At 34.3% G+C, this 22,725-nt stretch carries 24 protein-coding genes; 7 read left to right on the top strand and 17 right to left on the bottom strand.

The annotated features are described in order from the left end of the window. Position 1 precedes the first annotated feature (1 nt). On the bottom strand, positions 2 to 1,039 hold the full coding sequence (locus NADRNF5_RS01005; protein WP_237089296.1) for a cupredoxin domain-containing protein: 1,038 nt from the start codon (positions 1,037 to 1,039) through the stop codon (positions 2 to 4). A gap of 92 nt (positions 1,040 to 1,131) precedes the next feature. Between NADRNF5_RS01005 and NADRNF5_RS01000 the strand changes: the two genes are divergently transcribed. Further along, positions 1,132 to 1,515 (top strand): hypothetical protein, encoded by a 384-nt coding sequence (locus tag NADRNF5_RS01000; RefSeq protein ID WP_048114800.1) that lies wholly within the window; start codon positions 1,132 to 1,134, stop codon positions 1,513 to 1,515. 244 nt (positions 1,516 to 1,759) lie between these two features. Here NADRNF5_RS01000 and NADRNF5_RS00995 read toward each other — a convergent pair whose 3' ends face one another. Then, positions 1,760 to 2,236, bottom strand: coding sequence for a helix-turn-helix domain-containing protein (locus tag NADRNF5_RS00995; protein WP_048114798.1), 477 nt, complete (start codon positions 2,234 to 2,236; stop codon positions 1,760 to 1,762). Between the two features lie 132 nt (positions 2,237 to 2,368). On the opposite strand from NADRNF5_RS00995, the gene NADRNF5_RS00990 reads away from it, so the two are divergent. From NADRNF5_RS00990 to NADRNF5_RS00975, 4 genes are all read left to right on the top strand, one after another. After that, positions 2,369 to 3,901, top strand: coding sequence for a Vgb family protein (locus NADRNF5_RS00990; RefSeq protein WP_237089295.1), 1,533 nt, complete (start codon positions 2,369 to 2,371; stop codon positions 3,899 to 3,901). Positions 3,902 to 3,931: 30 nt separating this feature from the next. Beyond that, positions 3,932 to 4,810 carry a cation diffusion facilitator family transporter gene (locus NADRNF5_RS00985; protein WP_052661850.1) on the top strand — a complete coding sequence of 293 codons (879 nt, stop codon included), beginning with the start codon at positions 3,932 to 3,934 and terminating at the stop codon, positions 4,808 to 4,810. 112 nt (positions 4,811 to 4,922) lie between these two features. Next, complete coding sequence (locus NADRNF5_RS00980; protein ID WP_048114796.1) at positions 4,923 to 5,198, top strand: hypothetical protein; 276 nt, start codon at positions 4,923 to 4,925, stop codon at positions 5,196 to 5,198. Positions 5,199 to 5,200: 2 nt separating this feature from the next. Beyond that, on the top strand, positions 5,201 to 5,719 hold the full coding sequence (locus NADRNF5_RS00975; RefSeq protein WP_048114794.1) for a hypothetical protein: 519 nt from the start codon (positions 5,201 to 5,203) through the stop codon (positions 5,717 to 5,719). Positions 5,720 to 5,840: 121 nt separating this feature from the next. Here NADRNF5_RS00975 and NADRNF5_RS10630 read toward each other — a convergent pair whose 3' ends face one another. The 7 genes from NADRNF5_RS10630 to pyrB all read right to left on the bottom strand — a co-directional run bounded on the left by NADRNF5_RS10630 (position 5,841) and on the right by pyrB (position 13,379). Beyond that, positions 5,841 to 6,779, bottom strand: a complete 939-nt coding sequence (locus NADRNF5_RS10630) for a WD40/YVTN/BNR-like repeat-containing protein (RefSeq protein ID WP_052661849.1) — start codon at positions 6,777 to 6,779, stop codon at positions 5,841 to 5,843. 2 nt (positions 6,780 to 6,781) lie between these two features. Continuing rightward, positions 6,782 to 8,095, bottom strand: coding sequence for a hypothetical protein (locus tag NADRNF5_RS00965; RefSeq protein ID WP_048114792.1), 1,314 nt, complete (start codon positions 8,093 to 8,095; stop codon positions 6,782 to 6,784). 86 nt (positions 8,096 to 8,181) lie between these two features. Continuing rightward, positions 8,182 to 8,802 carry a cation efflux transmembrane domain-containing protein gene (locus tag NADRNF5_RS00960; RefSeq protein ID WP_048114790.1) on the bottom strand — a complete coding sequence of 207 codons (621 nt, stop codon included), beginning with the start codon at positions 8,800 to 8,802 and terminating at the stop codon, positions 8,182 to 8,184. A gap of 103 nt (positions 8,803 to 8,905) precedes the next feature. Further along, entirely contained in the window at positions 8,906 to 10,213 is a 1,308-nt protein-coding gene (locus NADRNF5_RS00955; protein ID WP_048114784.1) for a Cdc6/Cdc18 family protein, read from the bottom strand. Positions 10,214 to 10,303: 90 nt separating this feature from the next. Continuing rightward, the gene (locus NADRNF5_RS00950) at positions 10,304 to 11,668 is read right to left on the bottom strand and encodes a PEFG-CTERM sorting domain-containing protein (RefSeq protein WP_048114782.1); all 1,365 of its coding nucleotides are present in this window, start codon (positions 11,666 to 11,668) and stop codon (positions 10,304 to 10,306) included. 19 nt (positions 11,669 to 11,687) lie between these two features. After that, complete coding sequence (locus NADRNF5_RS00945; RefSeq protein WP_048114780.1) at positions 11,688 to 12,398, bottom strand: LON peptidase substrate-binding domain-containing protein; 711 nt, start codon at positions 12,396 to 12,398, stop codon at positions 11,688 to 11,690. 51 nt (positions 12,399 to 12,449) lie between these two features. Next, complete coding sequence (gene pyrB, locus NADRNF5_RS00940; RefSeq protein WP_048114778.1) at positions 12,450 to 13,379, bottom strand: aspartate carbamoyltransferase; 930 nt, start codon at positions 13,377 to 13,379, stop codon at positions 12,450 to 12,452. 41 nt (positions 13,380 to 13,420) lie between these two features. On the opposite strand from pyrB, the gene pyrI reads away from it, so the two are divergent. Continuing rightward, on the top strand, positions 13,421 to 13,882 hold the full coding sequence (gene pyrI, locus NADRNF5_RS00935; RefSeq protein WP_048114776.1) for an aspartate carbamoyltransferase regulatory subunit: 462 nt from the start codon (positions 13,421 to 13,423) through the stop codon (positions 13,880 to 13,882). A 37-nt stretch (positions 13,883 to 13,919) separates the two neighbouring features. On the opposite strand, the gene NADRNF5_RS00930 is transcribed toward pyrI, so the two are convergent. From NADRNF5_RS00930 to NADRNF5_RS00910, 6 genes are all read right to left on the bottom strand, one after another. Further along, entirely contained in the window at positions 13,920 to 14,210 is a 291-nt protein-coding gene (locus NADRNF5_RS00930; RefSeq protein WP_048114774.1) for an ATP synthase subunit C, read from the bottom strand. Positions 14,211 to 14,277: 67 nt separating this feature from the next. Continuing rightward, complete coding sequence (locus NADRNF5_RS11735) at positions 14,278 to 14,409, bottom strand: hypothetical protein (protein ID WP_257719702.1); 132 nt, start codon at positions 14,407 to 14,409, stop codon at positions 14,278 to 14,280. Beyond that, positions 14,409 to 15,041 (bottom strand): V-type ATP synthase subunit D, encoded by a 633-nt coding sequence (locus NADRNF5_RS00925; protein WP_048114772.1) that lies wholly within the window; start codon positions 15,039 to 15,041, stop codon positions 14,409 to 14,411. Before NADRNF5_RS00925 ends, NADRNF5_RS11735 begins: the two co-directional genes overlap by 1 nt. A gap of 4 nt (positions 15,042 to 15,045) precedes the next feature. After that, positions 15,046 to 16,431: a V-type ATP synthase subunit B gene (locus NADRNF5_RS00920; RefSeq protein WP_048114770.1), complete on the bottom strand. Its 1,386-nt coding sequence runs from the start codon at positions 16,429 to 16,431 to the stop codon at positions 15,046 to 15,048. Next, on the bottom strand, positions 16,428 to 18,206 hold the full coding sequence (locus NADRNF5_RS00915) for a V-type ATP synthase subunit A (RefSeq protein WP_048114768.1): 1,779 nt from the start codon (positions 18,204 to 18,206) through the stop codon (positions 16,428 to 16,430). Before NADRNF5_RS00915 ends, NADRNF5_RS00920 begins: the two co-directional genes overlap by 4 nt. Continuing rightward, on the bottom strand, positions 18,207 to 18,824 hold the full coding sequence (locus NADRNF5_RS00910) for a V-type ATP synthase subunit E (RefSeq protein WP_048114766.1): 618 nt from the start codon (positions 18,822 to 18,824) through the stop codon (positions 18,207 to 18,209). Positions 18,825 to 18,893: 69 nt separating this feature from the next. Here NADRNF5_RS00910 and NADRNF5_RS00905 point away from each other — a divergent pair, with 69 nt between their 5' ends. Further along, complete coding sequence (locus NADRNF5_RS00905; protein WP_048114764.1) at positions 18,894 to 20,993, top strand: V-type ATP synthase subunit I; 2,100 nt, start codon at positions 18,894 to 18,896, stop codon at positions 20,991 to 20,993. Positions 20,994 to 21,006: 13 nt separating this feature from the next. Here NADRNF5_RS00905 and NADRNF5_RS00900 read toward each other — a convergent pair whose 3' ends face one another. Together NADRNF5_RS00900 and NADRNF5_RS00895 are read right to left on the bottom strand one after the other, a co-directional pair. Beyond that, the gene (locus NADRNF5_RS00900) at positions 21,007 to 21,801 is read right to left on the bottom strand and encodes a hypothetical protein (protein WP_048114762.1); all 795 of its coding nucleotides are present in this window, start codon (positions 21,799 to 21,801) and stop codon (positions 21,007 to 21,009) included. Positions 21,802 to 21,887: 86 nt separating this feature from the next. Beyond that, on the bottom strand, positions 21,888 to 22,664 hold the full coding sequence (locus tag NADRNF5_RS00895; protein ID WP_048114760.1) for a sulfurtransferase: 777 nt from the start codon (positions 22,662 to 22,664) through the stop codon (positions 21,888 to 21,890). Positions 22,665 to 22,725: the final 61 nt, after the last annotated feature.

Below are 22,725 nucleotides of genomic sequence, written 5' to 3'. Positions count from 1 at the left end.
GTTAGATGGGAGTGGACATCTCCTGTGAACGTATATCAGGTTTTTTGAATTTCATGTAAATGACAATTCCCAATAGCATTAATGCAGGAACTGTTATTATTGCAACTAACAATTCATAATAGATATCTAATCTTTGTGCAGGTTGTACCATAGTTTCAGTTGCACTAAACTTTTCAGGATTGTCATATACTATTGTAGAGAATACAACAGTACGAAAGAGAGGTTGGGTTACAGATTCTCTTGCAACACTATCAATACCTGAAGTTCCACTACTTATGATATTTTGAAATCTAATTTCTATAGGACCAGAGGTTTCAAAAATTACATTTCTGTAATCGCCACCAACTTGGGTAATACCTGAATCTTGAAATACCTCTTTGCCGTTTTGGGTAATTATCATATCATATCTCATCTTGTCTAGATTAGAATTTGTTAGCCCATCATAAGTTTGAAAAACAAATGTTGTTTTTTCAAAAGTCTTGATAATGTTTGGCTCCCAAGTCAGATCAAATTCTATTAACTTATCTGGAGTGAACTGAATTAATGGAAAAGTTTCAATTTTATTGCCTTGTGCGTCATGAGGGTAATCAGGAATAGCTTGCTGTACAGCTATCACTCCACTCATCCAAGGATGAATTATACAAAAATAATTGAAAGTTCCTGCCTTATCAAATGTATATGTCCATGATTCATTTGGCATGAATCGCTGACTGTCAAATATCCCATCTGGCTCTCCCAATTCCTTTGTATCCATCCACTCAAATCTACCAGCACCATCACCACTTGTTACTGTGTGTCCTTCACGATCATCATTTACCCAGGTAACAGAGTCACCTACATGAATAGAGAGTACAGGAGGATCATACCAGACTTCTGCAGGCGTGTTTAGTTCAGGATTGAAAGCTCCAAACGGAATACTAATTGTATAGTCTTCAGCATGAGAGTATTTACCATTACCAATTACTAACAAAAAGACTACAGATGTAAAAAAAAGAGTATGCATGGCATATGCTCTATAGTTTTTTTCAAGCACACTCATAAATAATTAATTTACTTCAACTCTAATTAATGATGAGATTGTTTTACCATTGTTCCAAAGAATTTAAAATTAAATAATTTTAGAGGAAGATATTGCAGAAACCAACACTTTCAACCAAAGATAAAACAAATGTTCTTTTGATATTGGCAGCAGCAATTCTTTTGATTTCAGTTCCAATAGGATTTGAGAAAATAGATTCTTCGGAGAGAGGATACTATGCAATTCACGTTGTCAGTTTGATTTTTGGTTCATTCTTATCAGTATTGGGATTTCTTACATATAGAGAATTTAAAAGTACAAGATTGTTAATGGTATTTTGTGCGTTTGTTGCAATTACAATAGCTGAAAGTACATCATGGGTTAATTTGTTTTACCCATTTTTTGAAAATACGTATGGCATACACGGTTATGTCACCCATAGTTTAATTCTTGTAATGCTGTCTTTTTTCATAATAGGTGTTTTTAGATCAGACTAGAAATAAGAAAAGGTATCTGCAAACCTATCTTTCATTTTATCAGTATTACTTGGAGAAATTTTGGCCAAGATATTTTGTACAAATTGTGGATCTTCTAAAATAAAATAAGGTGTGAAATCAGAAATTCTTTTAATTATTTTTTCTTCAATTAAATTAGTTAGAGTGATAGAAATCGTAGAAGGAGCTCTGTTTGTGCATTTTCTAAAGTCTGCATACGTGCCTTTTTTATTTTCTGCAAGAAAAATTATAATTTTTTTGCTGTTTCTTTTCTTAGATTAATTAACACAGGATATTCAACAGATGGGATGTGTGAGGGAAAATGATGTGTTCTTCTGGTAAAACGTTTGACAGTAATTTTAGAGTCTTTTTCTAGATTAGATAAGGAATTAGATAAAGTACCAAAAGGATATCCAGATATTTTTTGTATGTCTCGATATGAAATAGCAGGGTTTTTTTGAATAATTTCCAAAATTCGTGAAATTCTAGGATTTGAAACATGGTATCTTCTAGGCTTGTTGTGATAAGTTTTCACTTTAACGCCATTTTCAATATATCCTGCAACCTGTAATAATCCAGCATTTTTGAGAAGCTCTAGTCTACGATAAATTGTACCAAGAGGGATTCCAGTTTCTTTGTGTATCTCAGAGGCAGGTTTGTAGGTAGTTGTTGATTTGAGAATTAATCTAGCATATTCATCTCTAAGAAAATCATCAGGTTCCATCAATACCACAATCCTGATTTAACAAGTTCATAAAAAATATTCCCAAAAATTCTATAGTTATACCAGATATATCCATTAGTACAATGATAGAACATACTGATCAATTATAACTGATTGAAGTTTGTTTGATATGTGAAAAAACCAATTTATTTTGTCACTGGATTTGTATTTTTAATAATCGTAGTACTAGCAATCAGTGTATTTGATGAATCAACTAAAACACTAAAAGAGAATGATGAACATGTAATAGAAATCACAGGGACTCCTGCTGACAAATATTCCTTAGATGAAAGAGAGCAACATTGTGGAAGCTCAAATGCCAAAACAAATCAATATATCAAAGAATTTGAAATCCCAACTCCTTGCACCCAGCCCCTTTCCATAATTGCTGATCCTAAAGGCAACATATGGTTTACACAAACTAATACAGGAAAAATTGCAATGTTTGATCCAGAATCTGAAGAATTTACAGAATACCAAAATGAAATGTGGTCGTTGAATGGTGCATCAATGATGTGGGGAATTGCATATACGGATGATGATGAAATTTGGTTTACAGATGACAAGTATGGAGCAATATGGAGATTTTCTATTCCAGATGAAACATACTCAAAGTTTGAAATTAAAGGTAAGATAAAAAAAGCATTTCCCCAAAAAATTGCTCTTTACAATGACAATTTTGTAATTAATGATTTCACAGGAAATCAAATAGTTGTTTTAAATCATGAAAAATTAGATGAGGGACAATATACAAATTCCACTCTTTCAATTCCAGAGGGCTTCTTCACAAGCCAGGCAGTTGTTGACAACGAAGGGAATATGTGGTTTGTTATGTGGAAATATCAAAAAGAAATAATTCTTGTTAAAACAAATTCCATTACACAAAAAGTAGAGCAATATACACTACCAGAGTCAATTCAAGCTCCAAATGGTGTTGCGATTGGACCATTAGGAGGAATTTGGATTGCAGATACTGCAGGAAATTCATTTTACAAGTTCAATCCAGAGGATAAAAAAGTGATAGAATTTGTCACATCAAAGCCATCAGTTTTGACTTATGGAAATGCCTCAGGACTAATCAAAACGCCGATTACTCGTCCATATTGGAATGCATTTGATTCAGACGGAAAAATGTGGTTTAATCAACAAACAGGGAACAGATTGGCAGTGTTTGATCCAGAGTCTGAATCACTAATAGAATACGATATTCCATCAAAAAATCCTAGCTGGTCAGATTGCGGGGATTTAACTGACTGCGGTTTGTCTCAAAGTTTTGGGTTTGCCTTCAAAGATAAACAAGTTTGGTTTACAGAATGGGTAGAAAATAACATTGGGGTCTTAGACACTTCGATTACAATTCCGATTTCACTTGAGATAGAAAAGGAGATCATTGCGATTAAACAAGGAGGACAAAAAGAAATCTTTGTTACCGCTATACCTCAAACAAATCAGAATATTGATTTAGTTTTATCTGGAAATTCAAATTCTGAATTAATCAAAATCAAAACAAACCCAGAACCAACACAAATTTCAGACAGGATGGTGAAGATCCCAATTTTGATAATCGTTGATGAAAAAGCACATCAGGGAGATTATAAAATTCTGTTAAGTATACAACTACAAGACGTGGTAGTATCATCATATGTTTCAGTAAGGATCATCTGATTTTAATATGAAAATACATTCAGGTACTAATTGATCAAAATACATTCAGATGTAGAAAAACATCTCAGTATTGTTTTTGTCATAGCAGTATCATTATTTGTATTTGAATTTGTGGGAGGCATACTATCAAATAGCTTAGCCCTTATTGCTGATTCATTTCATGTAATGCTAGATTTTGTGGCGATAGGAATTTCATTAGTTGCTTTTAGAATAGCAAAAAAGAAACACACTTCAGCACTTACATTTGGATTTCACAGAGTCGAAATTATTGCAGCGTTTGTAAATGGAATTTCACTTGTTGCAACATCAGTATTTATTATAATTGAAGCCAACAAAAGATTTTTTGAACCACCAGAAATTGATACAATAATACTAATAATTTTTGCTAGTGTAGGTCTTGTTACTAACATCATAATGGCTAAAAGACTTGAAAAACATAGTCATTCAAATCTAAATGTACATGGGTCTTATCTTCATGTATTAGGTGATCTTCTTTCTTCTATCGGAGTTATAGTTGGTGCAGTAATAATGATGTTATCTAATAACTTTATAGTTGACGTAGTTGTAAGTATTGGAATTGCATTAGTTATTTTACGTTCTGGAATAATATTGTGTAAGAAATGTATTCATATTTTCATGGAAGGTACGCCAGAAGAGATCAAAGTATCAGATGTAACAAAAGATCTTTTGAATATAGAAGAAATTATTGAAGTTCATGATCTTCACGTATGGACATTAACTTCAAATCTTTTTTCAATGACAGTTCACATAAAAATAAAACAAGAGGCATTACAGCAACCAGATAAAATCTTAAAAAAAATCAATCATCGAATGAATGAAAAATTTGGTATAACCCATTGTACAGTTCAAATAGAAAGTGAGCACGGATTAATGGATCTTGATGATTAATGTAATGTTTTTCATCAACAACTGTTAGAATATTAGATTTTTTAGAATATTAAATTAGTACAACCATAAAACATATCTGTAATTATTATACTGGTTTTTTTTATTTGAAGTATTGTTTGAAAACTCAAAGTTTACAATTTTTCTTGTAATTGCAATAGTAGGAGTAGCAGGTTCATTATTTGGATATCTAAATTGGTATGTCGCACCTGATGAAGTAACTGAAAAAGTCAAAGTGATTGCAAACACTGCAGACGGATGTATTGCCGAATCCTATGATGGATTCTCTGTAAACATTGGTCCATGTGATGCAAAAGCAGGGGATATTGTAGTTGGAACTTATGACTCTAAAATTAATGAACGGGCAATACTGATGAATCCTACTGGATAGATATGGAAAAACAAAAAATAATTAGTTGTATTGCAATTATAGTCATACTTGGCACAGTAGGATATTCATTATTGAATGTCTATGCTTTGGAACAACTTGAATTTGGTGGAATCGATAATCTTTTTAGATTTTTTTCATTGTATACTGTAGATACTAAAATCAATATTTGTAACAATTCATGGATTCCTGCAAGTTTTAATGAGTTGGGCATACTGATCTATTTTGAAAAAGAACTTTTAGGAACCTATGTAATTGATTCTACAATTATCGATCCAAATTCAATAGTTAAAGCAAATGGAGAATATGTTTCGGATTCAATAGAGTATTCGCAAACCCTTTTCATGCACTTTGATCATTTGTTTAGTGGTAGTGACAATACCGTTAGAATCGATCCTAGAAAGATGGATGTAGTAACACAATTTCAAACCACAGTTATTGGGATTCCATATGTAGTATCAGAACAATACACTGCATTTGACTTTTGGAATATGTTAAATGATGAAGAGAATTTAACATGTTAGTCCTAACTATAATTTAGCAGTAACAATTACAGTCCTTGTCAAACTTTGGATCACATATTTCACAATCTAGCAAACATGTGTCTTCAGAACAGTAATTACAAAATTGTTTTTTAGATTCCAATCATCTCAACCCTTTATTGGTTCCAATCTTATCATAAGTGCTTGAATCATATTTTATTTTATAGACTTCTTGAAATCCCCCAGATGAATAACCTCCAACGTAGATTTCTTTGTGTTGTGAATCTGCAGCTATGCTTGTAACTGTAAGATCAACATGCTGGAAGCTTTCCCACGAATCACCAAGGTCATCTGATTGTACAAGACCGAATGTTTTGACTGACGCAAACAGTTTCCCATCATCATCAAATGCCAATGCAAATACAGCCAAATCCCTATATGCATCAAGATGAATCCAAGTATTTCCCCCATTTTCTGATTTGAAGATTCCTTTGCCAGTTCCTGCAAAGATTAGTTCAGAATTATTAGGTGATATTGCTAGTGCAGAAATGTATTCTGGATACTCTAGAGTGTCCCAAGTTTTTCCAGCATCTGTAGTTTTGAACAAGCCTCTTGCACCACTATCAAACCCAATTATCATTTCTGGGTTTTGTTTGCTTATTGCCATTGCATGAAAATCAACAGGAGGTTCTATTACATTTGAAACATGCTCCCAAGTAATTCCGCCATCATTACTTTTGATCAATCCAGTATTTCCCCCAGTAGATGGATGACCACTTGCATAAAGTGGAATGCCTGGAATTGGAGGTGCATTAAATGCCATATAATCAGCTCTTACCTTGTCTACTTTGACAGGGGGAGAGCCACTGATACTTTGATAGAAATCACCATGAGTTGCAATGTACAAAATAGAACTATCTTCAGGATCTAGACCAACACCGTGAACATGACGCCAATCAATTATTCGTGAGTCATTTGTTTTAGAATAATCAGTATTTTCAGTAGATTCTGAAATAAGAGATGAGTCAACTAGAGATATTGCTACAACTACTATTACTACTATAATTGCACTGGCCACAAATATTTTTTTCTTAGATTCCAAGATTACGGAATCAACTGTTGCATAAACTGTTGATTATTCATCATGTTCTGCATCATTTGTGGATGCATCATCATGTTATCCATCATTTGTTGACGTAATTCAGGATCATCCATCATGGCATTCATCATTGGACTCATCATGTTTCCCATCATTCCTTGCATATGCCAAGGATTGTTTAACATCATATCATGCATGTTCTGCATTACTTGAGGATCATTCATCATTTGACCCATCATGTTATTCATCATTTGTGGATTGTTCATAGTCCAATTACTGTTCATCATAGTTCCCATATTCATCATGTTCATCATTTGATTATTGTTCATCATGTCATACATCATCTGTGGATGATTCATCATGTCATACATCATCTGTTGTCTTAGTTCAGGATCATTCATTGCAGTTCCCATAGCACTCATGTTATTCATATTTGACATCATTCCATGATTCATTCCCATCATGTTGCCCATCATCATTCCTTTGCCCATCATAGAATTACCCATCATGTTCTTACCCATCATACCTTGGTTCATTCCAGAACCCATCATGTTACCATTCATCATATTATTTCCCATCATGTTATTGTTCATCATCATATTATTTCCCATCATATTTCCAGTCATCATTTTACCATTCATCATATTCATCATCATTCCATTGTTCATCATGTCTTGCATCATCTGAGGATTGTTCATCATCATATCCATCATTTGTTGACGTAATTCTGGATCATTCATCATTCCCATCATTCCATGATTCATTGAACCTCCATTCATCATATTCATCATAGTGCTATTTCCTCGCATTGTCTGTATCATTGGTTGGTGTTGTGTCATCATGTCCATCATTTGTTGGCGTAGTTCTGGATTATCCATCATTGTATTTATCATAGGACTCATCATCTGAGGATTGTTCATCATGGTTGTTTTCATTTGATCAGTCATTGTCTGTAAATGCTGAGGATCATTTTTCATTACATCATACCAAAGTTTTCCAGTTTGCTGATTGCTTAGCATACTATTCATTACACGTTGCATTTGTTGAGGATCATTTGTCATCATATTCATATCCCAATTGCCCCATCCTCTATCTGCCAATCGCAGATAACTATCAGGATTAACACATGCAGTCATCCCCATATTTTTCATCATTAGTACTAGACCATCAGCACATGTTACTTGATTTGGGTTTGTTCCCATCATCATTTGTTGTCTTGGACTCATCATGGTTTGTGCCATGACTTGTTCAGAAATTAATGATAGTGAAATTGTAGCAATAGCAAAAATTAAGATTCCAGAAAATAATACATTTTTCATACTTTTTTGATAGTGTTTTTGTTAAATTTAAAGCATATACCAAATTTCATAGATGATTCTCAAATGATAGAGTGGGAATCCTCAGATTACGTTGATTTAGATTGTTTTAGATCATTTCTAGCGTCTTTAATTATTGAGAATGATGATTGTAAAAAGAGACTTGCAATTATTCCAGCTACTATAAGGTCAGGGTATGAGGTTCCTGTCAAAAAGACAAAACCTGCACCAACTATTACCAAAATATTACCTAGTGCGTCATTTCGGCTAAAGAGCCATACTGCACGTACGTTAGCGTCACCCTTTCTATGTGGAAGCAATATGATAACAGCAAGTACATTTATCAAAAGTGCACCAAAGCCAAAGACTCCCATCATTCCAGCTTCTGGAACATGCAGAACTTGTGTGCGATATATCGTATAACCAAGTACTGCTATTCCCATTACGCCAAGAAAGATTCCTTGTAGAAGAGCTGAGCGAGCACGTAATTTCAAACCCCATCCTATTGCAAGTAATCCCAAGAATGTGATTGAACCGTCACCTAGAAAATCAAGTGCGTCAGCTTTTAGTGCTTGAGAATCTGCCAAGAATCCCCCAATCATTTCTGCAAGTCCGTAACCTACATTGATTAAAACAACAACCCATAATGCGCGTTTGTATGCAGGTGTGATATGAGCAAGATCTTTTGGCAGATCATCATCATCTGGCATTAATCCTTGATTTTATTCATTACAATGTAAACATTACAATTTATTTATCATAGACCAATCTTTGTTTTACGAGTTTAGTCAACCAGAAACCATGTTGTATTTTTCACAATCCAAGATCACCATATAGGTTACCAAATCGTGAACGACGTCTTCCAAAAGAAAGCGACTTGAGGGCTTTCATACTTCTAATTGCGTCGTCTTTTCTCTTTTTTGATTCTACAACACTGGGCCACCAGTCAGGAAAACAAGAGTTACCAATCAAATCAGGATCAACTGAAAGCTTGAATTGGCTACCATACCCATGTCGTCCCCTAGATTCCGTTTTTGATACTGCAATGCCAGAGTTTACCAATTCAACTAGCATCTCTGAGAATCGTCTGTAAGATATCTGCCTAGTATCAGAGGAGATAATTTGCTGATACTGCTTGAATAGATCAGATGTGCTGTGCCATCCTTCATCATTGACATATGTGAGCCTGGATAGTGCAGCACACGCAAGCCTGAAATGATACGAGCCGCCAGAAATTATAGTAGTTATCTGATTTTTTTGTAGCTGGGAAACTGCCTCATCTATATGCCTCTTTGAGATTTTCTTGTTTTCAATTCCAGCTATTTCGCCACTGGTCCTAAGAAGATCAATTGCACGTCTTGCATCACCGTGTTCTTCTGAGCTAATATTGGCGCAATGCTGCAAAACGTCATCATCTATTTTTTTTAAAAATGATTTTTTTGCTCTATTGCGAATTATCTTTAGCACATCGCTTTGAGAATAAGAATCAAAGTAAATCTCCGAAGCTCCAATTCTAGATATGACTCTGTCATCTAAATTAAATTCAGATAACACTTTGTTTGATATTGTTACAATACACATGTGTTTTTTTAATGCTCGAAGTTTTTCTACAAGGACGACAAGTTTGTAAACAAAGTCTGAAGGCTTGCCTCGTTTGTCATAAAATAGTGTATCAAATTCGTCAAGACATAAAACAAATAGAGAGTTTCCAGATTTCTCAAGTGTCTCTTTTATCAATCTCTCCAAAATTAAAAATGCAGAGTTTATTCCCTGAGCATTTTTTAGGTTTGGATGTCCCATCTCAGATAGGATTAGGTTGACACAGCCAAAGACGGTCTTTGCTTTTCTGAAATTTACATAACAAAAATCCAAATCTAAATTTTCACAAACAAATTGGACAATGGTTGATTTTCCAGATCCGCTTCTACCATAAATTGAAACTAGCGGAACAACCAGGCCCTTTTCATATGAGAGCAAATAGTCTACTAATTTTTTTGATTCTGATTCTCGTCCAACTATTGAATTTGGAACCATTAGATTATCAAGAAATGATTTGTTAGAAAATATGGAATTTTGTTTTCTTACATCACCGACAATTTTACGCAGTTCCTTCTTATCCAAGATACGACCATTAGTTCCACTAGAAACTCATATATAATTATAAAAGTGGTTTTTGAGCCTAGAAATATATAGATTTACTAAGAAATTCACTCAAGATAGGGATAAAGTAGGATATTTTCCTCTTAATGCAATAGTCCCAATCATGGCAACTGCTAGAATTATCATCGCAACTGTACCAAACTCAGGTACAACAACTAGGGCAAACTCTGTTTCTTGTCCTGTATTTCTAATGTTTTCAAATTTAATTATTGTAGGACCAGTTTGATCTTCAGCAAAGGTAAATTTCTCAAACTCTCCTCCAACTTGAGCTGAACCAGATACACGATGAATTTCTTTTCCATTTTGTATTAATACAAATGTATAATCAGAATTTCTTAATGGATCATTTGTTCTTCCGTCTCTAATTGTAAAAATAAAATTAGTATCAACTCCTGGCTCAACTTCTACAGGATCCCATGACAGATTTACTTTAAAGTCCTCACTTTTTGTATAGGCTTCTAATGGAAATGCCGTATCTGTACTAGCAGATATTCTAAAACTCATATTGTCTGGTAGCGGTTCATCATTTTTTTTCATTTCATTTTTCAAAAATCGCAAATGATCTTCCAACATTACAAGGTGAACGATTCTTTCATGGTCTTCAGTATAATCATCAACAGATACTGAAGATTTGAATAATTCAATGTCATTTACATATGCAGAATAGCTAGGAGACAGAAACTCTACAAAATCTTTTGGAAAATGAGTTTCGACATGAACTACTGATACGTGTGATAATTGCTTTTCACTCCAATCAAATGGCATTTCAAATGTAACCTGTTTAGCCTCATAATCATACTTGAAATTAGAAATTGAATCAAAGTAGGACTTTGATCTAAACTCTACATCATTGTTTTCTGAATCCTTTTGCATAAAAGAGACAGTCTCAATGAGGCTCAAATCAGCATTATAGACACCAGCATTCTCTATAATGTTGGTAGGCTCATCAATAGTTCTAATCTCAATCTCAAAATTATACATACCAGATGAAGTAAATAATGGACCTGTAATTTCAATTGGATTTGATTCTGTTCCATGCCATGCTCCAAGTAACGAGTCTTGCTCGCCATGAATTGTAATTTTTTCATCTTGTGTTGGGTTTACTTTAATTTTCAACACTCCATCATCGGCAAAAAAATAATTTCTAAATATCATTTCATTTTCATGGAATAATCCAATGAGGAATGTAACATTTTTTGCGTTCTCCTTTGTTTTATCTTCAGTTGCTGTAATTGTGATTTGTTCTTGGGCATTTTCAAAATACATTGGCATCTCTACTGAAATTGACAAATTTTTGCCTTGAACATCAATTGCAGATATTGTTTCAATCCCAAATCCATGTCCATAGACATTACTTGCAGGAAATACCAAACACATCACAAGAACAATGACTGAAAATTTTTTTAGAGACAACATAATTTTAGAGATTCAAGGGTTATTTTACTGTCAGTAATTCTTCTACGCTTAAAATTAATTCATCCATAGTTGTGGCCTCCAAAATCGGTTGAAGTTCATTAGGATCTTTTGCACCAAGTGCAGATAATGAGTAAATGTAATCAACAGTAGGTGTATCAGTAGTTAGATAGTATTGCTCCAATACATGATCTAAAGCATGAGGTTCCACAACTTGAGGTAATGCTTGTCTTACAATTTTCTTTTTCCACAATTCAACTAATTTCTCCCATTTTTCTAGAGAAATATTTTCATCAATTTCTGGAATCATTTCAACTTCTGCCTGAATGTACATTTTTTCTTCTGTTCCAATTTTTTCATGAATGTTAGAAATTTCTTGATGTCCTTCAACTGATAATGGATCATAGTTTTCAGGTTGGGGTATAGATGGAGGAATGATTTTTTTTATCTTAAATGAATTTCTTCCTATAGTTTCAATGTGGAGTTGTAAGCCATCCATCTCAACGTCTTCACATTTAGTAATTTTAGCAATAGTTCCAACTAATTTAGGTGAGTTCCAACCATTTACAGTATTATTTTCATCAAGAAGACAGACACCAAATTGACCATCACCTATCATGCAATCATCAACTAATTGCTTGTATCGTGGCTCAAAAATTCTAAGGGGGAGTTCTTGTCTAGGGAATAGAACTAAGTCTAATGGAAAAATTGGAATTACTTTAGTTTGTGTCAACAGTTCTATTGAAATCTCTCTAGATATATGGAATACGGATTCTTAAAAAAATTAAAATCCATTTTCATTAAGTGTCAAGCCCAAAATTGCAGCACGGGTATATTTTCCATATTCAGCTTGCTCAAAGTATTTTGCATTTTTTGTCTTATCAACATCTGGTGAGATTTCATCAATTCTTGGAAGCGGATGCATAACAATTGCATCATCTTTCATCTGTTTAATCAAATCTAATCCTACTACATAACTTCCTTTGACCTTGAGATATTCTTCTTCATCGGGAAATCTCTCCTTTTGAATTCTTGTAACATAGAGCACATCAAGTTCATCTATTGTTTCTGTAATGTCAGTTGATTCTGCAAAATCTAATCTCTTTTTAATTTCATAAACTGAATCAGATCTAATTTTTAGTGATTCAGGAGAAATTAAGTGAACATCAACATCATAATTTCCTAGTCCATAAAGTAGAGAGTAAACTGTTCGTCCATATTTGAGATCTCCTACGATTCCAATCTTTAGACCATCAATCTTTTTCTTTTCTTTTTTGATTGTGAATAAATCTTGAATTGCTTGAGTTGGATGCTCTTCAGTACCACTTCCTGCATTGATTACTGGTTTATCAGAAACTTCAGCTGCAAATCTGCTAGAGCCATCCAAGGTATGTCTCAATACAAGGACATCAGAATAAATCGACATTATTCTTACAGTATCAGCAAGACTCTCACCTTTTTGAGTTGAAGATGAAGACACACTTGAGATTCCTAACGAATTTCCTCCAATAGATGCCATTGCAGCATCAAAACTTAGTCGTGTTCTAGTACTTGGTTCATAAAACAAATATCCCAAAGTTTTGCCTTTGCAGATCTCCCTTCTTTCAGCAGGATCTAATTGCATTATTTTATTGGTTGCAGAAAATATTGATTCTAGTGATTCCTTGTCAAAGTCCTTAATTGAGATGATATCTTTATGGTAGAACTGGTTCATTCTTTCAATAATATATACAGGTGACTATACAAAGTATTCTGATGGAACAGTCCGAACTTATGGTTCGACGAATCAAAGAAGGCACTGTAATTGACCATATTGATGGAGGTAAGGGCCTTCAGGTTCTTAGTGCATTAAGAATTGATGGGGGAGATGGCGAATTAATCACCATAGCGCTAAATGTCCCAAGTGGTAAATTTAAGAAAAAAGACATCATAAAAATTGAAAACAAGTTTCTAAAAGATGATGACACAAACAAGCTTGCAGTTATTGCACCAAAGGCAACAATCAACATGATAAAGGATTTCAAGCTTGTAGAGAAGAGAAGAGTATCACTTCCAAATGAGATTGATAGAATATTTCGCTGCTCAAATCCTGATTGTATTACAAACAGTACAGAACACATCGAATCGATAATGGATGTAATTGACAAAGAAGGAAGAGTGCTCAAATGCAGATATTGTGCCAGAGTTCTAGATGTTAATAAGCTAAAATATAATTAATTAAAAAATTTAAAAATTTGAAAAAGATGTTGTAGGACTATTGTCCTAAGATGATAAACATCATAACTATACCGTAGATAGCAATTGATTCTACCATACCTACGAAGATGAACACCTTAGATTGTAAAGCTGGGTTCTCACTAATGACTGCAAGACCTGCTGCACCTACTTGACCAAGACCCAATCCTGCTCCAAGTGCTGCCAAACCAAATGCAAGACCAGCACCAAGGATTTTCATAGAGTCGCCACTAGATGCACCATCTTCTGCTGCAAATGCAACCCCAGTTGAACCTAGAATTGAAATTGCTGATGCTGCCAAAAGTAACATGACGAAAGTTTTCATTTATGTTGTGGCTCCTTTAGGTCCATATTTAAATCATGATGAGATATTTGTCTCAAATTCGATCTAGTGCTTTCTTTTTGAAAGAGTTCAATTCATCTTTGACAGATGTCTCAAATTTATCAAAATCTGCATCTAATTCCTTTTTTGAATTCTCAAGTAATTTTTTAATTTCTTCTTTTCCCATTATTTTCCACTTTCCATCTTTTCTTTCACTTTTTTTAACTTTGCGAATTCTTCTCTTTCTCTTTCCTCAAGAGTAGATAGAATAAATCGAATATTTTCTTTGTATTGTGGAATAATGACATTTTCAAGAGCATTTAGCAATTTTTGAGTCTTTTCTAATGCCTTTGCAAGACTAAAAATGGAATTTTCATATTCTGCAGCTTTGCAAATTTTTGGCATTAACTCTTTGATTTGTTTTGAAGCTCTATCAATTGAGGAATTTGTATCTGCAAATCCATAGGGCATTGATTTTGTATCTTTTTCAGTAACTGTAAGTGCAGGAATTTTTACATCAACTACTCTTCTAACGTGAAGTTCTACCTCCATTACTGGTGGAGTTGATTCTGCAACAGAGTCAACAGTGTTTGTGCCTAGTGCAAGATATGCTTCGTTAACTGATTTGTAAATATCTTGTAATGGATCCCAGATTCCACCTCTAGCTTTTGATGCTTCTTGAATCATCTCTTCAATATTTTTTAAGAGAACTTTACGTTTATCATCTAAAATTTGCTGAACCATCGCAGCAATTTGAGTTGATTTTTTGTATTTGAAAAGCTCAATTTTTGTTGCTGCAACGTTTTGTCCAAATGACATTTAGTTACTCTTCCTTGTAATATTGATCTACGAATTTATCTTTGATTTTAGTAATCTCATTCTTTGGTAATTTTGACACAATCTTCCACATTAGAGTAAGCGTTTCTTCGATGGTTCTGTTCTCATCAGTTGCTTGTGTAAGGAATTCTTTTTCAAAAGTATCACCTACATCCATGTATTTCAGATCAATTTCAGTTAGTCCTGCTTTACCTACAATTCCAGCTAATGCTCTAACTTCTTGTGCTCTTGAATATGCATCATAAACTTGGTTAGCAACTTCACTGTGATCAGCTCTTGTACTTCCTTCACCAATACCGTCTTTCATCAGTCTACTAAGACTCATCAAAATATTGATTGGTGGATAAACTCCTTGTCTGAACAAATCTCTACCAACTACTATTTGTCCTTCAGTAATGTAACCTGTAAGGTCAGGAATTGGATGAGTGATATCATCAGATGGCATTGATAAAATTGGAACTTGTGTAACACTTCCTTTTTTGCCATTAAGTTTTCCTGCTCTTTCATAAAGTGTTGAAAGGTCAGTGTAAAGATAACCAGGATATCCTTTTCTTCCAGGAACTTCCTCTCTTGCTGCACTAATCTCTCTTAGTGCTTCTGCATAGTTTGTCATATCTGTAATTACAACTAAAACGTGCATTCCCAATTCAAATGCCAAATATTCAGCGACAGTTAATGCTACACGAGGAGTAATGATTCTCTCAATTGCAGGATCATCTGCTGTATTTAGAAATAGAACACTTCTCTTTAATGCACCAGATTCTTCAAGACTTCGTCTAAAATATTCTGCCTCACTGTACTGCACACCAATTGCTGCAAAGACTACGGCAAAGTCATCACTTGTACCAACAACACTTGCTTGTCTTGCGATTTGTGCTGCCAAAAGATTGTGAGACATTCCAGAACCTGAAAAGATTGGAAGTTTTTGTCCTCTAACCAGAGTCATCAATCCATCGATTACAGATACACCAGTTTGGATGAAATCTTTTGGATATTCACGTTGTTCTGGATTCATTGGTTCACCATTAATGTCAATAAATTGATCAGCGATTGGATCTGGTAGTCCATCTTTTGGTCTACCTAATCCATCAAATACTCTACCTAGTACCTCTTTTGATACTGGCATTTCCATGACCTTACCTACAAATTTTGCATTAGTTCCAGAAATTGATAATCCTGTTGTTCCCTCAAAGACCTGGACAATGGCTTTACCGTTTCCTACTTCGAGAACTTTTCCTAATCGTCTCTCACCATCAGAAGTTTCAATTTCAACTAGTTCATCAAATGCTGCATTTTCAACATCGTCAACTACAACTAGCGGACCTTTGATTTCTGCAATCTTGCTGTATTGGACTCCGCCTTCTGTTGTCAATTTGAAACTTTAACTCCTGTAATTGATTTGAATTGTTCTTGCATATCTTTATCTAATTGATCAAGTTTTGGCATCTCATCATCTTTGATATCCATTCTTGCTTTGAGTATACTTGAAACTACACCAAGTTCGCGTATGTCAGATAGTGCTGCTCCTTCTTTGAGTGCTTGCTGTCCTTTGTTGTAAAAGTCTACTAGTAATTTCATTAATTTGAATTGTTTTTCAGGACTACAATAAGTATCAACATCATCAAATGAGTTTTGTTGTAACAAAGCAATCTTTACCATTCTTGCAACTTCAAGAATTAATTTTTCTTCATCAGGTAGTGCTTCAGGTCCTAAGAGTCTGACAATTTCTTTTAGCGTGTCTTCTCTTTGTAAGATACCATAAGTTTCACTTCTAATCTTAAACCAATCCTCACTGATGTTCTTACTCCACCACTTAGCAATATCTGCAAGATAACCAGAATAGCTGTTCATCCAGTTAATTGATGGGTAGTGTCTAGAGTATGCAAGTTTTGCATCCAAAGCCCAGAAAGTTTTGATAAATCTCATTGTGTGAGTTGTAACTGGTTCTGTAAAGTCACCACCAGATGGTGATACTGCACCAATCAAAGTAACTGAACCATCACGTTCTGGACTTCCAGAAGCTTGAACACGACCTGCTCTTTCATAAAATTCTGCTAACCTTGATGCAAGATATGATGGATAACCTTCTTCTGCAGGCATCTCTTCTAATCTACCACTCATTTCTCTGAGTGCTTCGGCCCATCTACTTGTTGAATCTGCTACAAGTACAACGTCTTTTCCCATATCTCTATAATATTCGGCAATTGTTACACCAGTGTAGATACTAGCCTCTCTTGCTGCTACTGGCATGTTACTAGTATTTGCAACAAGAACGGTTCTATCCATAAGTGGTTTTCCACTACGTGGATCTTTAAGATGTGGAAATTCAACTAATACTTCGGTCATTTCGTTTCCTCTTTCACCGCAACCAATGTAGACTACAACTTGAGAATCTGCCCATTTTGCAATCTGATGCAATGTAACTGTCTTTCCAGTTCCAAATGCTCCAGGGATTGAACCAGTTCCTCCTTTTGCGATTGGGAAGAATGTATCAATTACTCGTTGACCGGTAAGTAATGGAACAGTAGGATCATATCTCTTATTGTAAGGACGTGGTTTTCGTACTGGCCATTTGTGATACATTTTGAGTTGAATGGATTCACCGTCTTTCTCAGTAGATGCCAAAACGGTTTCTAAATCATAATCTCCTTCAGATACTAAATTTGAGATAACACCACCTGGATGATCTGGAGGAACCATGATAGAGTGTTCAATAAGATCAGTTTCCTGAACAGTGCCGATGATAAATCCTGGATGAACTACATCGCCATTAGATACAGTTGGAACAAAGTGATATTTTTTGGTCATGTCTACTGGAGTAGTTGTAATACCTCTTCCGATGAAGGAACCAGAAGCTTTTGATAATTCTCTTAGAGGTCTTTGAATTCCATCATAGAGTTGTCCAATAATTCCCGGACCTAATAATACACTAAGTGGGTTTCCAGTACCAATTACAGGTTCACCTGGTTTTAATCCACTTGTTGACTCATAAACTTGAATAAATGCAACATCACCAGTTAAACGAATTACTTCGCCTACTAATTTTGAATTACCAACAGTAACAGTCTCATACATTTTTGCATCAGACATACCATCTGCTCTTACAGCAGGACCACTTACCCATACAATTCTACCTTGAGCTGCCATCTAATTTCCTACTCCGAACTTCGCTGCGACATCTTTCCTTATTAAAGGCTTCAAACGATCAATTCTAGCATCAATTGTGCTATCAAATGTCATAGCACCATCTTTTGATTTTACTATTATTCCGCCAATACAATCTATTACATCAGGAGATAATTGAGATCCTGGGAATTGAGATAATGTTGATTGTACTATATCCTTGTCCTTAGCGTTTGTGAAAACCATAACTTCAGAAGTACCCAATATTTGAGTAGATTCCTCAATTAGAGACTTGATCAAATTAGAGTAATCACCACTTCTATCTGCATTTGTAATTTGCTCAAGGGCTTTACCAAAGACTCTATCTACTGCCTCTTCAAGTGCTAAAAGTTGTTTATTTCTGACCTCAATATCGGCACTTCCAAGGATCTGTTTTTCTATCTTATCTGCCTCTTTTTTGCCATCTGAAATAATTTTGTCATATTCTGTCTCTAATTTTGGGAGTGAATCTTCTAATTTTTGTTGGGATTCAGCCAGAGATGATTTAATGTTAGAAAGTATATCTTTTTCAGTATTAGTGAGAATTTTGTCAATAGTAGTTTCTAATGCAAAATTAGACGTCAATGGATGCAGTTTACCCATAATGGATTTTAATGTTTGGGAAGCAAATCAGAAAGATATTAAACTCAATGAAAGTACCCAAATTTTGTCTTGGGAACAGCCGATCTAAAACTTGGAACTATAATTTTACCGAGAAATGAATCCCCAAAAGCAATTTCAAGATTAACCGAGTTTGAATGGTATCACAAAATTGATTCTCCTAGTGATTTGGTAACTCCTGAAATTGACGATTTGTTACTAAAAGCACAGCAGATTTTTCAATCAATTGATGATGTGGTAAAAAACATGGGAATTCCGCTGACTGTGGGAATTATGGAGATATTATTCAAAGGCACTGTAATCAAGAAAAAAGATTTTGAGATTGATGAAATTGAAGAGATGATAGAGCAGATAAAAAAAGAGGCTCCTTCAGTTATTGAAAAACCTGCCAAATTATTAGAAGATGCTGCAAGCACTCGACGCTCCATTGAGGAATATAATGCACTCAAAGATACTTTAGAAATTATCAGAAAGATGAACATTGATCTTTCCGGATTTGGTTTGATGAAATACTTTTTCACTAACTTGTTTGTCATAAATTCTGCAGATTTTGATGAGATTAGTCGTTCCCTTGAAGGTGTTACAATTTACAAGTATGATTTAGAAAATAAAGAAAAATCTGCAATTTTAGTTATCTCAGATAATCAAGATTACGATAAAGTTCTAAAAGTTTTAAGAAGTTTCAACTCTACTACATTTAAAATTCCAGAAGGATTTCCACAGATTCCCAGTGAGGCATATAATCTTGCAGAATCAAAAGTAAAGGAACTAACAGAAAAACTTTCATCAATTAAAAAAGAATTGGGAAAAATTGCAAAGAAATCAAGAAGGGACATTCTATCATTACATGAAAAAGCACTGGTTGCAAAAGATGTTCTTGAGACTTTGAGAAAACCAGGTGGAACTAAAAACTTTGCAGTAATTCAAGGATTCATCCCACAAAAAATGGAAGCGGAGTTTACAAAGTCAACAAAGCAATGGATGTCTATAGTAGAAGACATTACAGATCCTAAATTAAAAGAAGAGATCCCCACACTATTTGATAATAAAAAATTCGTTAAAACTTTTGAAGTTATTACAAAAAGTCAAGGCATTCCAAAGGCAGGGGAGCCAGATCCTACCCCAATGATTGCCCTAATGTGGCCAATTTTCTATGGAATTATGTTTGCAGATACTGGTCACGGGTTATTGCTAATGGCATTAGGATTATTGTTCAAGTTAAAGGGACAAGGAGAGGTATCAAGATGGGGTATGCTAATTGCAATCTCTGGTGCTGCATCTGCAATTGCCGGAATAGGTGCAGGAGAGGTGTTTGGTTATCATATTCAAGTATTCAGTCCTATAGGAGATTTATTAAAAGAGGGGGGAATTTTATATCCACTTAGTTGGATAGTAGGTATTCTTAGTGTTGCAGAGTTAACATTTGAACAAGTAATCAATATTCTCAAAGTTTCATTATTCATCGGAATCGTTCATTTAGTTTGGGCAATGGTTTTGAGAGTAATCAGATCAATTAAAGAAGGTCATAAATTAGTAGCATTTACTGAAGCAATTCCAAACATCACACTCTATGGAGGAATTGTAGTCATTATGATGTGTGCAATTGGATCACAATATGATGTAATGAACATGTATTCCAAAGTGCACACAGAAGCAGTCCCTTGGGTAACAGTATTTCTTGGTGATTGGGCACAGGTTTGGGTTGTGACAAGAATCGCAGTTGTAATTGTTATCGCATCAATGGTAATGATGATGGTTGGCGGAGTAATGCATGCAAAGAAGCATCCAGAAGACGGGGCAGATCCTGCAAGTGTGATAATGGAAGTACTCTTAGGAAAAACAGTTGAAAGTTTAGCACATACAATTAGTTATGCACGACTTGGAATTATGCTACTGGTACATGCCGCTTTACTGCTGACAGTAAATAATGCATTTGCATCCTTAGGTGGTGCAAGTTCAGGTGCAGCAATGGCAATGATTATTGGAGGTAACTTGGGAATTATGATGATTGAAGGATTAATTGTGTATATTCAGTCACTCAGATTGCACCTGTACGAATTCTTTACAAAATGGTATGTTGGAGGTTCTGAGCCATTCAGACAGATCAGACCAGAATTAATTTACAATCAATTTATCTGGAAAAGAAAATAAATTAAAAAATCACCTAGTTGACTTCATAAAGATTTACTGTAACTTTTGTAATCCATGGTTTGAGTTCATCAGGGAATATAATTAATAATCCACTATCTTTTTGGATATTTTTGCATGAGCCGCTATAGCTTTGTTTGTTTTGTCCAAAGCAGCCTGAATCGATGTAATAGTCAAACTCAGAAGAAGTAAAGTTTTCACGTTGTGTAGATGATGAAACAAAATACACATCAAAGCCCAAATCTTTGTTGTCTGTTTTTACACTATAATCATATGATGTAGTTTCTTTAGATGTGCAAATAGGGAAAAATTGTGCATAGCCATTTTTAATTTTTGATTGTTGTTCTAAATTGTCATAATTTCTATTTTCAATATTTGGATATACCGAGATATCAGGATCTGTACTTAGCTGTTTTCCTTGCACATATTCAATTTCATGTCTAACAGTATCCACTGCTTTTCTATAGAGCATGGGTTGCCATTCTTCTTGACATTCACTAAATTCATGTTTTAATTCAACAAAAGATTTACCGTTGATTTCTTGAAGTTGATTTGTATTGTATTCTTTGGATTCTGCATCAAACACATGATTTACATCATTTCTTTTGTCTGATTTGTGCCAAGAGTTTGATACCTCAAAAACAATATTCTTTGAATCACTTTGCCAATCGGATAGCAGATGAACATATACAGAATATTTGTTCATAACCTGCTGGGTTTCTGATAAGAAAATTAAGTGACCAAAAAATGCATTTACAAATATTATTGAAAATACAATAACTGGAATCACCACATAGAGAATTTTTTTCATGTCTTTTCTTCAAATTAGATTTTTGGATTATGTATATGTAAAATTTTGAGACATTCAATTCATACGATTTCTAGTTAAGTAGAGAGTTATTTTTCAACTGGTAGTTCAAGTTTATTTCCCCATTCTCCCCAAGAGCCAAGATAGACTTTGACATTTTGAAAACCTAGTTTCTTCAAAGCCAGAAAGGAATTGGCAGCCCTATATGCGCCTTGACAATAAGTAACAATTTCAGTGTCTTTTGGAAAATCATACATTTTGGATAATTGTTCATCATTTTTGAAAGTCCCATCATCATTGATATTTTGATTCCAATCAATATTGATTGCATTTGGAATATGTCCTGATTGAGCAGCTCGCATAATACTTCCATCATATTCGCCAGTTGAGCGGGAATCAAGAATTTTTATTTTATCAAGATTGTCTCTGATGTGCTCAAATCCTGAAATTATTTCTGGATTAATTTTTCCTGAAAAGTCAGATGGTTTGAAACCATTAGGTTTTGTTTCAAGTGGGAGATTTTCTTTTTTCCATTTTGTTATCCCCCCATCTAACATGGATGTGTTTTCATGAGAAAAATACATCAGCATCCAAACTCCTCTTGCTGCAAGCATTCCAGAAATAGAATCATAAAAAATGACTTTTTTTTCTCGAGTAACTCCAAGAAATGAAAGAAGGTTTTGAGTTTGATTGTTAAAATTTTCTATTCCTTGTTTTGTAGTATCAATCCAATGAAATGCAAATAAATCCAAATGAACTGCTCCCGGAATATGACCTTCTGAATATTCCTTGAAAGAACGAGTGTCAGCTATGATGAGATTTGGATCATCAAGAATCGAATTAAGATCAGTTGTAGAGATTAACATGATTTGGGTAAAATGATCAAATCTAAATTGATTTGGATTGGATAATAAAAAGAAGAAAAGA

This window comes from Nitrosopumilus adriaticus (assembly GCF_000956175.1).
GTDB lineage: Archaea > Thermoproteota > Nitrososphaeria > Nitrososphaerales > Nitrosopumilaceae > Nitrosopumilus > Nitrosopumilus adriaticus.
Note: the sequence above shows the minus strand (reverse complement) of the source record. Positions and strands in the feature narration are given on the sequence as shown.

Coding starts and splice junctions, on each gene's coding strand:
- NADRNF5_RS00975 (WP_048114794.1), top strand. CDS start 5,201: ATGGAAAAACAAAAAATAATTAGTTGTATTGCAATTATAGTCATACTT.
- NADRNF5_RS00915 (WP_048114768.1), bottom strand. CDS start 18,206: ATGGCAGCTCAAGGTAGAATTGTATGGGTAAGTGGTCCTGCTGTAAGA.
- NADRNF5_RS00950 (WP_048114782.1), bottom strand. CDS start 11,668: ATGTTGTCTCTAAAAAAATTTTCAGTCATTGTTCTTGTGATGTGTTTG.
- pyrI (WP_048114776.1), top strand. CDS start 13,421: ATGGAACAGTCCGAACTTATGGTTCGACGAATCAAAGAAGGCACTGTA.
- NADRNF5_RS00900 (WP_048114762.1), bottom strand. CDS start 21,801: ATGAAAAAAATTCTCTATGTGGTGATTCCAGTTATTGTATTTTCAATA.
- NADRNF5_RS00965 (WP_048114792.1), bottom strand. CDS start 8,095: ATGAAAAATGTATTATTTTCTGGAATCTTAATTTTTGCTATTGCTACA.
- NADRNF5_RS00960 (WP_048114790.1), bottom strand. CDS start 8,802: ATGCCAGATGATGATGATCTGCCAAAAGATCTTGCTCATATCACACCT.
- pyrB (WP_048114778.1), bottom strand. CDS start 13,379: ATGAACCAGTTCTACCATAAAGATATCATCTCAATTAAGGACTTTGAC.
- NADRNF5_RS00925 (WP_048114772.1), bottom strand. CDS start 15,041: ATGTCATTTGGACAAAACGTTGCAGCAACAAAAATTGAGCTTTTCAAA.
- NADRNF5_RS11735 (WP_257719702.1), bottom strand. CDS start 14,409: ATGGGAAAAGAAGAAATTAAAAAATTACTTGAGAATTCAAAAAAGGAA.
- NADRNF5_RS00995 (WP_048114798.1), bottom strand. CDS start 2,236: ATGGAACCTGATGATTTTCTTAGAGATGAATATGCTAGATTAATTCTC.
- NADRNF5_RS01005 (WP_237089296.1), bottom strand. CDS start 1,039: ATGAGTGTGCTTGAAAAAAACTATAGAGCATATGCCATGCATACTCTT.
- NADRNF5_RS00910 (WP_048114766.1), bottom strand. CDS start 18,824: ATGGGTAAACTGCATCCATTGACGTCTAATTTTGCATTAGAAACTACT.
- NADRNF5_RS00895 (WP_048114760.1), bottom strand. CDS start 22,664: ATGTTAATCTCTACAACTGATCTTAATTCGATTCTTGATGATCCAAAT.
- NADRNF5_RS00930 (WP_048114774.1), bottom strand. CDS start 14,210: ATGTTACTTTTGGCAGCATCAGCAATTTCAATTCTAGGTTCAACTGGG.